Source organism: Candidatus Villigracilis sp., from assembly GCF_057083605.1.
Genome location: NZ_JBXMTI010000048.1, coordinates 37,388 through 50,683, shown reverse-complemented (window position 1 = coordinate 50,683; position 13,296 = coordinate 37,388). Strand labels below are relative to the sequence as shown.

The following is a 13,296-nucleotide window of genomic DNA, read 5'->3' as shown; positions in this document are numbered from 1 at the left end:
TTAACGAAATAGGATCACGCCGAGAACTCCTGCGCCGATCAAAACCAGGGGCGAGGGCAGATCAAACCATAGGGCGATTGCGCTCAACGCGGCGATGACTAAAGTGCGCCTGCCGATCTTTTTTGTTTGACCCACGCGGAAGAGTTCCCAGGCTACGACAATGATCAACGCCGCCACGGCCGGGCTCATGCCTGCTACAAATGCCTTGAGCCAGTCCTCCTGTTGAAATTGCTGCAAGACAGCAGAAACGACCAGCATCATGACTGTGGGTGGGAGGATCGCACCAAGCAAGGCAGTGAATACACCCGGCACTCCGCCTGCCGCAAAGCCGACGAACATGGCTAGTTTCAATGCTTCACTGCCGGGCAGTACATTTGAAAAGCCAATGGCTTCCACAAATTGTTCCTCAGTCATGATCGTGCCGACTGCCTCCTTATATAACAGACCTACAGAGGCGGGGCCGGAAGGAGAAAGCAGGTTCACTTTTAAAAACATCCACAATAATTTTAGCCAGACTGAAAATGTAGGTCGATTCATTTTGATAGGAAAATAATTCCGACAATGCCTGCCGCAATGACAACAAAGCGTTCAGGGAGTTTGAACCACATGGCGATAAAACTGGCAATGCCAAGCAGCCAGCCAAACCAGCCCGTGTCGCCGCTGCCTTTTTCGAATATTTTCCAGGCTGTGAAGACCATTAACACAGAGATGGCGGGGGCGAGTCCTTCCACGAAGTTGCTGACCCATGATTCACGGCGCAGGCGGTGCAGAATCATAGTGACGCCCAGGATGATAATGGTGGGAGGCAAAATGGATGCGATCAACGATACGAATCCCCCGGGGATTCCGCCAGCGGCATAGCCAACGTACATGGCGAGCTGTAATGCGTCACTGCCTGGCAGAACAGATGAAAGCCCAACTGCTTGCACAAATTGAGCTTCCGTAACTAGTGTGCCTACCGCTTCGTGATAAAGCAAACCTACAGAAGCGGGGCCGGAAGTGCTGAGTAAATTGACTTTTAGAAATGTCCAGAAGAGTTGGGTGAGAATTTCCATAAGGCAGGGTATTTTTCAAGTCTATCATGTTATGAAGAGTGAGCCATCCAAAATTTCCATGAACTATGTGACATTTCATTGACGAATCCATCCGCAACTGACGTATAATATTTATATTCTTTTATGCTGGCTTCGGTGGAGAAGTTAAAACATGGCCATTGGTGGAAAACGGGCTCTAAAAGTATTTTTATGCCACGCATCGGGCGATAAACCGCAAGTGCGCGTGCTTTATAAACGCCTTGTTACTGAGGGGGTGGATGCCTGGCTTGACCAGGAAAAGTTACTGCCCGGACAGGACTGGCGCGTGGAAATTCCCCATGCGGTTCAGGAAGCGGATGCGGTTGTTGTCTGCCTGTCGAATAAGTCAATTACCAAAGAGGGGTACATTCAAAAAGAGATCAAATTTGCATTGGATTCAGCAGAAGAAAAACCTGATGGGACAATCTTTCTCATCCCCGCCCGCCTAGAAGATTGCCCCGTGCCCGAAAAATTTAGCCGCTGGCAATGGGTGGACCTGTTTGAAGAGAACGGTTATATAAAACTAATGTACTCGCTGAAATTGCGCGCAGATAAGGTGGGGGCAGTGATTTCCCCTTCCTCATATGAAGATGAAGATGCTGAAACCGAACGCAGACTCGACCAGTATTATACGGAGGGACTGGCAGCATTTTATACCGAGGATTGGGGTAAAGCCTGTCAGCGTTTTCAGTTGATCTTGAGAGAAAGACCTAATCATAAGAATGCAATCGAAAAGCTGGAAGAAGCGGAACGACAAAGAGATTTATCAAAACTGTACACGCAGTCCATGGATGCATATCAAACAGAAGACTGGATGACCGCGATAAAAACTCTGGATGAGTTGCTGAAAAAATCTCCAGAGTACAAAGATTCCACCCAGCTATTAAGAAACGCAAAAAAACAAAAACAACTTAACGATCTGTACGCCGAAGCAAAGAAACTACATGGCGGAGGGAAGTGGCAGGCCGTCTTAAAAGTTTTTGATCAGATATTCGCGGTTGAGCCCAATCACCCCGATCCTGACGGTCTATTGCCCTCCGCTCAAAAGGAAGTGCTGGAACTCAATCGGCTTGCCAAGCTGAATGATCTTTACAGCCAGGCTGTCCGTGAAATGGATTTGGGTAAATGGCAGGAAGCACGAGGGCTGCTGGAACAGGTTCATAAGGCGCAAACGGGATTTCTTGAAACAGAGCATCTGTTGAGAAAAGTTGAAAATGAGATACTTAAAGTAGAAGAGAGTAATCAGCGCAATAATCAAATCAATACCTTGTACGAACAGGCACATGGCCTCGTCCGTACCAAGAACTGGCGTAAAGCGCTCGATAAGATTGAAGAGATTCAAAAGCTGGATAACCAGTTTAAAGATAAAGATGGGATTATTGAAAAAATCAATACTGCTTTGACGCATGAAGAGCAGGAAGCACAAAAACAGAATCAATTAGCCGCTATATATGCGGATGCTGTGCGATTGTTGAAAGAGGAAAAATATCAGGAAGCTCTCGAGAAATGGAATGAAGTTAATGCCATTGACCCAAAATACCCTGACCGCCAATGGGTGCAGAGGACTGTGCGCAGGAAGTTAACTGAAACCAGTAAGATGTTAAGTCCAGGGCCGGGCATTTTTGGCAGGAGAGGAAAAACTCTTTCCGCCCTGGCGTTTTTAATTGTTTTGGGCCTGGTTGTGATTATGATTACCATACCTTCGTTTAATCCATTTGTTTCGGAGCCGATTAACCCAACTTCCACTTTACCGCCAACAATCACACCTGAATTTCACATTCAAATACGCTTTCTTACTTCTTCAGATTGGGTGGATGTTAAGTTAATAAGCGGTGGGGAACTCAAGGATGTAGAAAGACTCTCGTCCAGCTCGCAAGCTAGTGTTTCGATTTATAATCTTGAGACTTTCCAATTGCAACAACCTTTGGAGAGGGCTAATGGTACTGAAACTGTTGAGATGGTTATGGATGCCACGCTGGTCAATATTACAGCGGGAACAAATCTTGTATTCCAAATGGAAAGTGGCTGTATCGGAGGAACATCGATCGAACTGTCGAATGCCATAGCCGAACCGGTTCTCGTCAAAACCCTGAGCTGGGTCAACCCTTGCGATGGTTCAAAGGGTACTCTTGAAGTCCCCGTGGAGTTGTTCACTGATAGTGAGGCGTCCGCATCCTCGACTCCTTCCTCGACGACTTTTACTGCATATGACAACTTCAACAAACAGGTCCTTGATGGAAAAGTTGATGCCGGCCTATGGCTTCCAGTTGTCAAATCGCCAAGTTTTATTAGCCAACAGAATGGGATGTTAGTATTTTCAATCGAACCAAATAGTGCAGATATCATTTCCCTCTTTGCTACTACCGAGCTGCCGGCTGATCAATATAATTTTGTTGAATCAAAAGTTCTATTGAGTCGTAACAGCACTGGTCAAGATGGAGATATTGGCCTGGCTATGATGATAAAAGATCAGAGTGGGCGAGATTTGGTTTTTTTGTGTGTAATCTCTAGATTTCCACCCATAGAGACATGGTGTGAGGTTTATGGCAGAAGTGAAGGAGCAGAGTATTTAACAAGCAAGAAAACAACAGATTATGATGTTTGGCACACTTTTCGTATTGAGATAGATCACGAAATTAATGCAGTTTTTTATATCGATGGTCTAAGAGTGGGCTCTTATAAACCAGAGGACGCTGAAGAGCTAATAAGTAAGAGCTTTACGGTTCGACTAGAAGCCTGGAGTCCAGCGTTAAGTGGCATCGAAGCCCATTTTGATGATGTATGGATCGGTCAATATAGATAGAAAATTCTTCTCACGCAATCATCGCGCCTTCCATCTTCAACAACCACTCCTTTGTAGGTAAACCCTCTCCCCCACCGTAGCCGTGGAGTTTACCGTCTGTACCGATAACGCGGTGACAGGGGATAACGAGCGGCATGGGGTTGGTGGCGTTGGCCCGCCCCACAGCGCGGAAGGCAATTGGGTGGCCGATTTGGGCGGCAATCTCGGCGTAGGTGCGAGTCTCACCGTATGGAATCGCAAAGACGGCTTTCAATGTCTTCTGTTGAAAAGGCCGCAAAACTGACCAGTCAATGGTGAAGGTGAAATCATGGCGTTTTCCTTTTAGATATTCGCCAAGTTCCTTTGCGTAGAGGTGGGTCTGCTTCTGGTTTTCCTCTAAATGGCCTCTCAGACGGTGGAGCAGGTAGGTCATCAGTTGGGGCTGAGAGTCGGCCCATTCAACGGCAACCAGGCCCAAGTCGGAGGCGGCGAGGCGCAAATTCCCAAGAGGGGTGTGATTCAATTCGCCAAGGTAAATTTTTGAGGTGGTGAATGTCATTTTGTTGTCCTTTATCCAAAAACCATTTGCAATCTTGTTAATTGTCGGACAATCGTAGGGTAGTCGTAGGTTTGCCGTCAAGTAGTTTTGTGACAAACATGATAAATTTACGGGCGTAAGGTGATTTCTCTTCTCCTCCTTTCAAAGAGAACCACGGTCGGCGTCCGTGGTTCTCGTCGTTTAAGGGCGCATTCGCAGTATAATCTCGTCATCAAACTCTTGCGAGGGTAGCATGACCGTACAAATCACAATTATTGGTCTTGGGCAAATTGGTGGGTCACTTGGGTTGGCGCTTGCAGCACATAAAGATAAAGTTACAACCGTCGGCCACGATAAAGATTTCAGCATTGAAAGACTTGCACAAAAAAATGGAGCAGTAGATAAAACGGATCACAACCTTCCGAATTCTGTGGAGGATGCGAACGTAGTGGTGCTTGCTTTGCCTGTGGATCAGGTGCGCGAAACTTTGGGGTACATTGCCCAGGATCTCAAAAAACATACTGTGGTAGTGGATATGACCCCGGTCAAAGCTGAGGTGGCAAAATGGGCTCAGGAAATTTTGCCCGATGGAGTCTATTATGTAGGGCTCGTCCCTGCCATTGCACCCGCGTATTTGCAGGAGACAGAAACCGGTCTGGACTCAGCCAAAGCTGATCTGTTTTCGAAAAGCATTTTCCTGCTTTCGGCTCCTCGTGGCACGCCCGGCGATGCCCTTCAACTGGTTTCGGGGCTGGTCAGTTTAACGGGCGGCAATGTGATGATCACCGACTTTGTTGAATCAGACGGTTTGATGGCTACGGCTCATCTCCTGCCGCAGTTAGTTTCTGCAACTCTCTTGAATGCAACCATGGGCCAGCCTGGCTGGGAGGAAGCCCGCAAAGTGGCAAGCCGTGCTTACTTTGCCGCAACGTCCGCAGTGATGGGGCAGGATGATACCGAAGCATTACAGATGTTGGTCCTGCAAAACCGTGAAAATATTTTGCAAAAACTGGACGCGATGATCACCGCCCTGGTGGAACTTCGTTATGATGTTGAAGATGCCAATGAAAAGGCCCTGAAAGACCGTTTGAAGAAAGCGCAGGACGGACGCCAAAGCTGGCTGAACGAACGCTATGCCGCAAACTGGCTGGAGATAAAACGAGAGCCGGTCGAAAAGATATCCGTCAGGGAAAGATTGTTCGGTAAGATGTTCAACAAACCCGATAACAAAGAGAAATGACCTGCTATTGTTACATCATTGAATGTGCTGATGGAACCTACTACACCGGCTGGACCACCGACCCTGAACGCCGCATAAAGCAGCATAATAAAGGTGTTGGCGCACGTTACACAAAAACCCGCCGCCCTGTGAAATTGGTCTATCTCGAACCTCAGACGGATAAGGTAACGGCGATGAAGCGGGAATTGGCAATCAAGAAAATGAAGCGGGTTCAAAAGAGCAAGTTGGTGGAGCATGGTATACAGGTAAACAAGTAAACAGGTATATAAGTAGACAGGTAACACAAGACCCCGAGAGATTTTCTCAGGGTCTTATTTTTTTCACACCTACTTGATTACGTGTTTCCATATCTACGTGTTTGCGGCTTTACTCCGTAAACAAAGGCAAATGTCCCAATGAACGGATGTGCATCCATTGTGCGCGGTCACCCTCTGTGAGGATGGCCGCCTCGCCTGCCACTTTTGCATCGGCTTTATCCAGGATCATGCGCATGCCCTGCAATGTGGAGCCTGTGCTGATGACATCATCCACGACTAACACTTTTTTGCCCTGGATTAACTCACGGTCCTTTTCGTCCAAAATCAATACCTGCGGCTGACCGGTGGTGATGGATAGGGTCTCCGCCTGGATCGCATCGCCCATATATGGCTTGTATAACTTGCGGAGAACGATGTATGGTTTCTTCGTTTCCAATGAAAGCGCATACGCCAGCGGAATAGACTTGGCCTCAGCTGTAACGAGAATGTCGTAGTCAATATCCTTTACTTGTTTGGCGAGTGCACGTGCGCTGGCTTGCACCAGTTCTGTATCCCCAAGAATATTTAGAATGGCGATCTTCAACCCGGGCTTGATCTCAAAGAGGGGCAGTTCACGTTTGATCCCTGCGATCTCAATCGAATATGTTTCGCGTTTGGTCATGATGTTTCTCCATGTGGAAAATTTGCATCGGTAGTTTATCATGAATTGTTACGGCACGTCATTGTGAGGCGTTGTTCGCTCGCCGAAGCAATCTCAGATAAGGTTGGAGATTGCTTCGGGCAAAGAGCAAGAGCGCCCTCGCAACGACATGGCTTATGGTATAGAAAATTTGTGCTATACTTTGCCAATGCGCGTGATCCGCTCCTCCGACATTGGAAATTACCTATATTGTCGCCGTGCCTGGTGGTATCGCAAGAATGGGACGCCTTCCGAGAATCAGGTAGAACTCGCCGCCGGGACCGACCTCCACAAACGACATGGCCGCCAGGTACTCGCCTCCGCTCTCACGCGGACCGTGGGCTTGATCCTGCTTTTCGTGGCTATTATTACACTGGTAGCGTATTGCACTGCTCAACTATGACCATAAGGTTAATCCATGTCTGATTTATTAAAACGCCTCGCATATTTACAAACTCGCCGTGACAGAACGCCAAACCTCGACCTGGCGCGTGACCTTGTTGCACGAAACGACAAGGCGGGGATTCGTGAAATTGCCGAAAATATGTGGAATGAAAATAAAAATATCCACTGGGATTGTGTCCACGTGATGTATGAAATTGGCGCAATCGACCCAAAGCTCATTCAACAATATGCCGAAGATTTCATAAAGCTGTTGAAAAGCAGGCACAATAATATGGTATGGGGTGCAATGACCGCTCTCGCGGAAATAGCCAAGGTCAACCCTGACGTTATTTTCAAGCACTTGGATGAGATCAAGAAGGCCAAGGAAGCAGGCTCGGTCATTACCATTGACAATTCCATTTCTGCGTTGGCTCAGACTGCCTCTGCGAACGAGAAATATAACCAAGCCATCTTCCCTTATCTGCTCAAGCACTTATCCACCTGCCGTCCCAAGGAAGTACCGCAGCACGCAGAGCGGACATTGCCTGCTGTAAATGAATCCAATAAAGATGCATTCATCAAGACGCTGAAAAAGAGAAATAATGACCTTTCTGGTGCGGCATTTACACGCCTTGCCAGAATCATAAGGCTTGCGGAAAAACTATAACCCGTCATTCATAACTGATCACTGATTATTTCTCACTGATAACCATGCTCTATTTTGCCCTTGCCCTGATCCTCATCGCTATTATCTTTTTTTGGCAGTCGAACCGCCAGCGAAAAGCTGCGGGTCTGCCGGGTGGACGTGTCGTCTACACCGACACACATGGCTGGGGCAAAGTGGAGAAGCCGCTTTTTTATGCCGCACTCGGCTTGACGGGCAAGCCCGACTACCTGATCGAAAAGAATGGGCAACTCATCCCTGTGGAGGTTAAGTCCGGGCGTGCACCGGAAGCGCCGTATGATTCACATATCTTTCAACTGGCATCGTATTGTCTGTTGGTTGAAAAAACATACGGCAAACGTCCACCGTATGGGATCGTCCATTACGAGAACCGCGATTTCGCCATTGATTACACGCGCGAGTTGGAATCTGCTTTGATCGAATTGCTGGCAGATATGCGAGTGGACGATCTGAAGAAAGAGGTTCCTCGGTCACATGAGCAGGCGTCCCGTTGTAAAAGATGCGGGTTTCGAAATGTCTGCGATCAAAGCCTTGTGTAAGGGCATAGCAATGACGGGCAATTGTCAAAATCATTGTCGGTTTGCTGTGCCTCATCATCCACAAAAGGTATAATTTCGTTATGTCTGCGTCGTTCATACCCAAGCATCCCGTTGTTACGGCATATCCAAAATTGCCGGAGGCCACTGCAGAAGCGGAAGCCATATCAGCCTTTCTAAAAGAAAAAGGCATGGATGCGCCCTGTGGTTCTTTGTACGATGAAGAACTTCGCAAACGTGTAAAAAAGGGCGAGTTCGATATGCTGATTGCCGTTGGCGGTGACGGCAGTGTTTTACGGGCAGGCCATTTATGTGCGCCATCTGGTGTGCCGATCTTGGGTGTGAACCTGGGCAGGCTGGGGTTTCTCATTCAGATCGACCGCAAGGAATGGCGCGAGTACTTTGAAAAATTGTTAGACGGCGAAGCATGGATCGAGAACCGCATGATGCTGCGCGCAGAACATATCCGCGCCGGCGAGAGTCTGGGTCATTCAAACGCTTTGAACGAAGCGGTTGTGGCACGCGGACAGAACTTGCGCCCCGTTCGGTTGGCCGCTTATGTAGATACACGTCATCTGACAAGCTATGTGGCCGATGGGTTGATTGCATCCACGGCTACCGGTTCAACGGCTTATGCACTTGCAGCAGGCGGCCCGATATTGCCGCCTGAACTGCGTAATATTCTATTAGTTCCCATTGCGCCGCATCTTTCTGTAGATCGCGCAGTGGTATTGTCTGAAGGTTCTTCCGTAAACATTGTTGTCAAAAGCGAAAATGCAGTACTGAGTGTGGATGGTCAATTGCCATCACCCTTGATGGAAGATGATCACGTTACTGTAACCGCCGCCGATGTGACCGCGCAATTTGTCCGCTTTGGAGACCCGGGTTATTTCTACCGCAATATCACTGCTCATATGAATGAAAACTCAATAGGATTCCCAAGATGATAGATACAACCACTACCTATTGCTATGTCCATCCCACCCGCGAGACCAGCCTGCGCTGTAAACGTTGTGAACGCCCAATCTGCGCTTCCTGTGCGGTGCGCACACCCACGGGCTATTTATGCAAGGAATGCGTCCGCAACCAGCAAAAGGTTTTTGATACCGCTGTCTGGTATGACTACCTGACCGGAGTAGGAGTCAGCATTGTGCTTTCGCTGATCACAAGCATCCTGGTCGCGTTTATCGGGTCTTTCATCGGATTTTTTATGTTCTTCATAGCTGCCGGTGTTGGCGGCGGCGCAGGAGCTTTTATCTCAAACATTATCCTGCGTGTGCTCAATAAACGCCGCTCGAGAGCTTTATTCACAGCCTGCGCAACAGGTGTGGTACTTGGCGGCCTGCCTGTGGCACTTGCCCTGCTCATGATGGGAAACATCTATGGCGTCATCGGCGTTGTCATTTACCTTGTGATCGCAACTCCTACAGTTTATTCACGTACCTCAGGCATTCAATTTACAAGATAACCTATGCTTACCGAACTCCACATACAAAATTTTGCCATTATAGATAAATTGGATTTACGCTTTGGCCCTGGCCTTATCATTCTTACAGGTGAGACGGGCGCGGGCAAATCCATCATCCTCGATGCGGTTGTGATGCTCATCGGCGGCAAAGCGGATACGACCTTTGTCCGCACTGATTCAGAGGCCGCATTTGTTGAGGGTGTCTTCCAGCTCAAAGGCCCAGAAAAAGAGGCGGTGCACGAAATCCTCACTCGCGAAGAGTTAATGGATGACCCCAATTATGTGGTGCTCATGCGCGAAGTCCGCAAGGAGGGGCGCAGTGTGGCGCGTGTGAATGGCCGCACAGTGAACGTTGGCTTGCTAAAGGAGTTGGGCGGATTATTAGTGGATATTCACGGGCAGGCGGAACATCTGTCTTTGCTCGATCCACGTGCACACCTGGGCCTGCTAGATCGCTACGCGGATGTTGCGAGGCCGCTGAATGAGTACCGCCAGACCTACCATGCTTTGTTGAACCTGCGCCGCGAGTTAGGTGACCTGCGCAAAGCACAAGCGGATGCAGACCGCCGCACCGAAATCCTAACCTATCAGGCCGAGGAGATCGAGGCCGCGAGACTAAAGACAGGCGAAGATGAAGAACTTCGCAAGGAACGCGATAGACTGGCGAATGCCGAGTCGCTGGCACAGAATGCGCAGGAGGCGTTGGCGGTTTTGGATGAAGGCTCGCCTGAAACACCCGCCGCAACGGACCTGGTTGGGCAGGCTGCACAGGCTTTGGCTGCGCTCGCAAAAATAGATGAAGGTCAGGTTGAACTGGCGAATCAGGCCGAGGTTATGTTGGATACGATCTCTGACATCATCCATGGTTTGCGCGATTACCTCGAAGAGATCGAGTTCAACCCGAAACGCCTGGATGAAGTTGAAGAACGCTTGGACCTGATCCACTCGCTCACACGAAAATATGGTGGCAGTGTTCCTGCGGTGGTCGCCTATGGAGCGGATGCACGCAAGCAGTTGGAAACCATTACGGGCGCGGCGGATCGGATCGCTGAGTTGGAAATGCAGGAAGCAAAACTTCTTGAGAAACTTGGCAAGCAAGGCAATACTCTTTCAGATAAACGCAAGTCTGCCGCCACGAAAATGGGCAAGGGTATTGAAACCGAACTTGATGATCTAAAAATGGCTTCCGCGAAATTTGGTGTGGATTTTCAAACCAGGCCCGACCCCAATGGCGCTCCTCTGGCAGATGGAACCCGAATCGCCTTTGACCAGAGCGGATTTGATCGTATAGAATTTCTCGTAGCCCCGAACCCCGGTGAAGGGCTCAAGCCGCTGGCAAAGATCGCTTCCGGTGGTGAGACCTCGCGTTTGATGCTGGGCTTGAAAAATGTAATGGCCGTTGCAGATGAAGTGCCTGCCTTGATCTTCGATGAAATTGACCAGGGCATCGGCGGGCGTGTGGGCATGGTCGTCGGCCAGAAGTTATGGAATCTCTCACGCACACATCAGGTATTCTGCGTAACGCATCTCCCCCAACTTGCAGTATTTGGTGACCAGCATTATCAGGTACAAAAACTTGTAGATAAAGGCCGTACACTCACCCGCGTGGAACCACTTGAAGGCGAACCGCGTCTTCTGGAACTCTCACAGATGCTCGGTGAAGTGGGCGAAGGAACGCTTCGCTCTGCACACGAGCTATTGCAGACAGCCAGGCAAATGATAAAAGGAACGAAAAAATAGAATCAAAAAGCAGAGGCCTGAAAACCTCCGCTTTTTTGTTACTTTTCGTTATGAGATTAAATGATGACCGCCAGGGTGAGGGGGGCACCCTAGCGGTCATCAACGTCAATATTACTACAACGCCTACATCAATGCAAGTCTTTAAATATTAATGTTTCATTAGATTTTGAAAAAATAGAAAGAGTGTTATTGTAATTGTGCCCTGAGTAGGAATCGGACCTACATCTAAGCCTTAGGAGTGCCTTGTTCTATCCATTGAACTATCAGGGCGATACATGGGATTATACACAAAAGAATAAAATATATCCATCACTTTATAAATACCGATATAAATTCAACGATGAAATACAAACTCAAAAGCCATAACACGTGACTGGTCAACTCCAGTGTTTCATAGAAAATTCTAATATCCATTCTTCAAAGCTCATGCTAAAATTTTCCCATTATGAATACCGCCCGACCACCCTGCTAAGTCCATTCCCAACCTGCACAAAGTATTTGCATAGCCCAACGGGCTTGTTTTTCATTTCCCCCAAATCGTAAAAAACCTAATCCAGATGATCTCGACGGTGCCTGACCCCTAAGGGGCCGTCTGTTTTCGTTTAAGCATAAGGCTCGTGCTCCTCCTGCTCCGATCTGTCTCTATTCAACTTTTTAGACAGATTGGAGATTTAAATGGAAACAATTCGGGGCAAAGCCTTGCTTAATTTGGATTTGAATACATTGAACAAAAGACTCGCGGGCTATGATCGCATCATGCTGGACCTGGGAACTGGTGACGGCAAATTTGCGTTTCATCAGGCTGACAGTTTTCCAAATCACTTCGTCATCGGCGTGGACTCATGCCGCGAGAACCTGCATGAACATTCGCGAGCGAAATTGCCAAACCTGCTCTTCGTCATTGCCAGCGCACAGAATCTACCAGCGGAGTTGAATGGGCTTGTCTCTCATGTAACCATCAACTTTCCCTGGGGCAGCCTGCTTGCAAGTTTGCTGAACAGCGATTTTATGTATGGGCTTGGGTCAGTTTTGGATTCGAGGGCCCAGCTCGAAGTCCGCTTGAACGGCGGCGCATTGATAGAAGCAGGCTGGACGCTTGAAGCAGGCGCACAGCAAATCCGCATGAACTTGATCCATGCAGGCTGGCGGATGGGTCAGCTTGTAACAATGGACTCGCGCGCCTTGCGCAGCTTTCCCAGCACCTGGGGGAAACGCCTCTCTTTCGGGCGTGATCCGCGGGCCGTTCAATTGAGCGGTTGCATGTAAAAAAGTAGGTCACGCTTCAAGCGTGACCTACGCACCCATTGATTCCTTGAGCGAAGCGACACTTGTATCTTTATTCATTTGGTTGAAAATTTTGGATTCTGAAAACGTTGCAGCAATCATTGATCTGCGGCCTTGCTAATCCATAACCGACATAAATGCCGTATTCGAAAGAAGAGATGAATCCATACTCCGGGTCAAAGTCCGCTTGCATGATGGAGGATGGAAAGTTCTGCAGAGTCTGCTCAAGCAGGGTGAAGATTTGCGTCATGGTGAAGTGGTTGTAATTGCATAGAAAAACTTCATTGCCCCAATCAGGGTCAGCCCATTGATCTGACGGAAGAATCTGCAAAGTTGAGTTTTCCGAAGTGAAGTCCAGCACTTCCACTTTAACCACGACATCATTCTTAACTTCAATAATCGCAGAAGGCTGGCAGATGGAGCGCGCATTGCCTATGATCTCAAAGGTGTAATCCGAGATTCTGTATTTTTCCCACTTAGCTCGCGCCTGGGGCAGTTGATTGTGCGTGCTCGAAACTTCCAAAGAATGTCTTGCAGATGAAATCGGGTCATATAAAACTTGAATCAGGATTCCGAGCAGCACGGCGGCACTTGCTATTTTAGCAACGCGTGGTATTGAGCGAGTCATAA

The 13,296-nt window shown here is 48.4% G+C and carries 15 protein-coding genes and 1 tRNA gene; 10 read left to right on the top strand and 6 right to left on the bottom strand.

Annotated features, from left to right (window positions below; translation table 11 throughout):
* A complete protein-coding gene (locus AC14M5_RS07870; protein WP_484029098.1) occupies positions 1-537 on the bottom strand; it encodes a chromate transporter in 537 nt (178 codons plus the stop codon).
* A complete protein-coding gene (locus AC14M5_RS07865; protein ID WP_484029097.1) occupies positions 534-1,055 on the bottom strand; it encodes a chromate transporter in 522 nt (173 codons plus the stop codon). The genes AC14M5_RS07870 and AC14M5_RS07865 overlap by 4 nt, the downstream gene beginning before the upstream one ends.
* Positions 1,056-1,206: 151 nt before the next feature.
* Here AC14M5_RS07865 and AC14M5_RS07860 point away from each other — a divergent pair, with 151 nt between their 5' ends.
* Complete coding sequence (locus tag AC14M5_RS07860; protein ID WP_484029096.1) at positions 1,207-3,876, top strand: TIR domain-containing protein; 2,670 nt, start codon at positions 1,207-1,209, stop codon at positions 3,874-3,876.
* Between the two features lie 10 nt (positions 3,877-3,886).
* Here AC14M5_RS07860 and AC14M5_RS07855 read toward each other — a convergent pair whose 3' ends face one another.
* Entirely contained in the window at positions 3,887-4,414 is a 528-nt protein-coding gene (locus AC14M5_RS07855) for a methylated-DNA--[protein]-cysteine S-methyltransferase (RefSeq protein WP_484029095.1), read from the bottom strand.
* A 232-nt stretch (positions 4,415-4,646) separates the two neighbouring features.
* On the opposite strand from AC14M5_RS07855, the gene AC14M5_RS07850 reads away from it, so the two are divergent.
* Together AC14M5_RS07850 and AC14M5_RS07845 are read left to right on the top strand one after the other, a co-directional pair.
* Complete coding sequence (locus AC14M5_RS07850) at positions 4,647-5,633, top strand: prephenate dehydrogenase (protein WP_484029094.1); 987 nt, start codon at positions 4,647-4,649, stop codon at positions 5,631-5,633.
* Positions 5,630-5,890 carry a GIY-YIG nuclease family protein gene (locus AC14M5_RS07845; RefSeq protein ID WP_484029093.1) on the top strand — a complete coding sequence of 87 codons (261 nt, stop codon included), beginning with the start codon at positions 5,630-5,632 and terminating at the stop codon, positions 5,888-5,890. Before AC14M5_RS07850 ends, AC14M5_RS07845 begins: the two co-directional genes overlap by 4 nt.
* Positions 5,891-5,999: 109 nt before the next feature.
* Here the strand turns inward: AC14M5_RS07845 and AC14M5_RS07840 are convergent, their stop codons facing one another.
* Positions 6,000-6,551 carry a phosphoribosyltransferase family protein gene (locus tag AC14M5_RS07840; RefSeq protein WP_484029092.1) on the bottom strand — a complete coding sequence of 184 codons (552 nt, stop codon included), beginning with the start codon at positions 6,549-6,551 and terminating at the stop codon, positions 6,000-6,002.
* Positions 6,552-6,699: 148 nt separating this feature from the next.
* Between AC14M5_RS07840 and AC14M5_RS07835 the strand changes: the two genes are divergently transcribed.
* The 6 genes from AC14M5_RS07835 (at position 6,700) to recN (ending at position 11,382) form a co-directional block, all read left to right on the top strand.
* Entirely contained in the window at positions 6,700-6,972 is a 273-nt protein-coding gene (locus tag AC14M5_RS07835) for a hypothetical protein (protein ID WP_484029091.1), read from the top strand.
* Positions 6,973-6,987: 15 nt separating this feature from the next.
* Positions 6,988-7,620 carry a hypothetical protein gene (locus tag AC14M5_RS07830; RefSeq protein WP_484029090.1) on the top strand — a complete coding sequence of 211 codons (633 nt, stop codon included), beginning with the start codon at positions 6,988-6,990 and terminating at the stop codon, positions 7,618-7,620.
* Positions 7,621-7,664: 44 nt separating this feature from the next.
* On the top strand, positions 7,665-8,177 hold the full coding sequence (gene cas4, locus AC14M5_RS07825; RefSeq protein WP_484029089.1) for a CRISPR-associated protein Cas4: 513 nt from the start codon (positions 7,665-7,667) through the stop codon (positions 8,175-8,177).
* An 80-nt stretch (positions 8,178-8,257) separates the two neighbouring features.
* Positions 8,258-9,121: an NAD(+)/NADH kinase gene (locus AC14M5_RS07820; RefSeq protein ID WP_484029088.1), complete on the top strand. Its 864-nt coding sequence runs from the start codon at positions 8,258-8,260 to the stop codon at positions 9,119-9,121.
* The gene (locus AC14M5_RS07815; RefSeq protein WP_484029087.1) at positions 9,118-9,642 is read left to right on the top strand and encodes a B-box zinc finger protein; all 525 of its coding nucleotides are present in this window, start codon (positions 9,118-9,120) and stop codon (positions 9,640-9,642) included. Before AC14M5_RS07820 ends, AC14M5_RS07815 begins: the two co-directional genes overlap by 4 nt.
* Before the next feature lie 3 nt (positions 9,643-9,645).
* A complete protein-coding gene (recN, locus tag AC14M5_RS07810) occupies positions 9,646-11,382 on the top strand; it encodes a DNA repair protein RecN (protein WP_484029086.1) in 1,737 nt (578 codons plus the stop codon).
* Positions 11,383-11,580: 198 nt separating this feature from the next.
* Here the strand turns inward: recN and AC14M5_RS07805 are convergent.
* Positions 11,581-11,652: transfer RNA gene (locus tag AC14M5_RS07805), tRNA-Arg, on the bottom strand.
* A 405-nt stretch (positions 11,653-12,057) separates the two neighbouring features.
* Between AC14M5_RS07805 and AC14M5_RS07800 the strand changes: the two genes are divergently transcribed.
* Positions 12,058-12,648: a class I SAM-dependent methyltransferase gene (locus tag AC14M5_RS07800; RefSeq protein WP_484029085.1), complete on the top strand. Its 591-nt coding sequence runs from the start codon at positions 12,058-12,060 to the stop codon at positions 12,646-12,648.
* Positions 12,649-12,718: 70 nt separating this feature from the next.
* Here the strand turns inward: AC14M5_RS07800 and AC14M5_RS07795 are convergent, their stop codons facing one another.
* On the bottom strand, positions 12,719-13,294 hold the full coding sequence (locus AC14M5_RS07795) for a DUF6174 domain-containing protein (protein WP_484029084.1): 576 nt from the start codon (positions 13,292-13,294) through the stop codon (positions 12,719-12,721).
* Positions 13,295-13,296 lie beyond the last annotated feature (2 nt).

Coding starts and splice junctions, on each gene's coding strand:
- AC14M5_RS07870 (WP_484029098.1), bottom strand. CDS start 537: ATGAATCGACCTACATTTTCAGTCTGGCTAAAATTATTGTGGATGTTT.
- AC14M5_RS07865 (WP_484029097.1), bottom strand. CDS start 1,055: ATGGAAATTCTCACCCAACTCTTCTGGACATTTCTAAAAGTCAATTTA.
- AC14M5_RS07860 (WP_484029096.1), top strand. CDS start 1,207: ATGGCCATTGGTGGAAAACGGGCTCTAAAAGTATTTTTATGCCACGCA.
- AC14M5_RS07855 (WP_484029095.1), bottom strand. CDS start 4,414: ATGACATTCACCACCTCAAAAATTTACCTTGGCGAATTGAATCACACC.
- AC14M5_RS07850 (WP_484029094.1), top strand. CDS start 4,647: ATGACCGTACAAATCACAATTATTGGTCTTGGGCAAATTGGTGGGTCA.
- AC14M5_RS07845 (WP_484029093.1), top strand. CDS start 5,630: ATGACCTGCTATTGTTACATCATTGAATGTGCTGATGGAACCTACTAC.
- AC14M5_RS07840 (WP_484029092.1), bottom strand. CDS start 6,551: ATGACCAAACGCGAAACATATTCGATTGAGATCGCAGGGATCAAACGT.
- AC14M5_RS07835 (WP_484029091.1), top strand. CDS start 6,700: ATGGCTTATGGTATAGAAAATTTGTGCTATACTTTGCCAATGCGCGTG.
- AC14M5_RS07830 (WP_484029090.1), top strand. CDS start 6,988: ATGTCTGATTTATTAAAACGCCTCGCATATTTACAAACTCGCCGTGAC.
- cas4 (WP_484029089.1), top strand. CDS start 7,665: ATGCTCTATTTTGCCCTTGCCCTGATCCTCATCGCTATTATCTTTTTT.
- AC14M5_RS07820 (WP_484029088.1), top strand. CDS start 8,258: ATGTCTGCGTCGTTCATACCCAAGCATCCCGTTGTTACGGCATATCCA.
- AC14M5_RS07815 (WP_484029087.1), top strand. CDS start 9,118: ATGATAGATACAACCACTACCTATTGCTATGTCCATCCCACCCGCGAG.
- recN (WP_484029086.1), top strand. CDS start 9,646: ATGCTTACCGAACTCCACATACAAAATTTTGCCATTATAGATAAATTG.
- AC14M5_RS07800 (WP_484029085.1), top strand. CDS start 12,058: ATGGAAACAATTCGGGGCAAAGCCTTGCTTAATTTGGATTTGAATACA.
- AC14M5_RS07795 (WP_484029084.1), bottom strand. CDS start 13,294: ATGACTCGCTCAATACCACGCGTTGCTAAAATAGCAAGTGCCGCCGTG.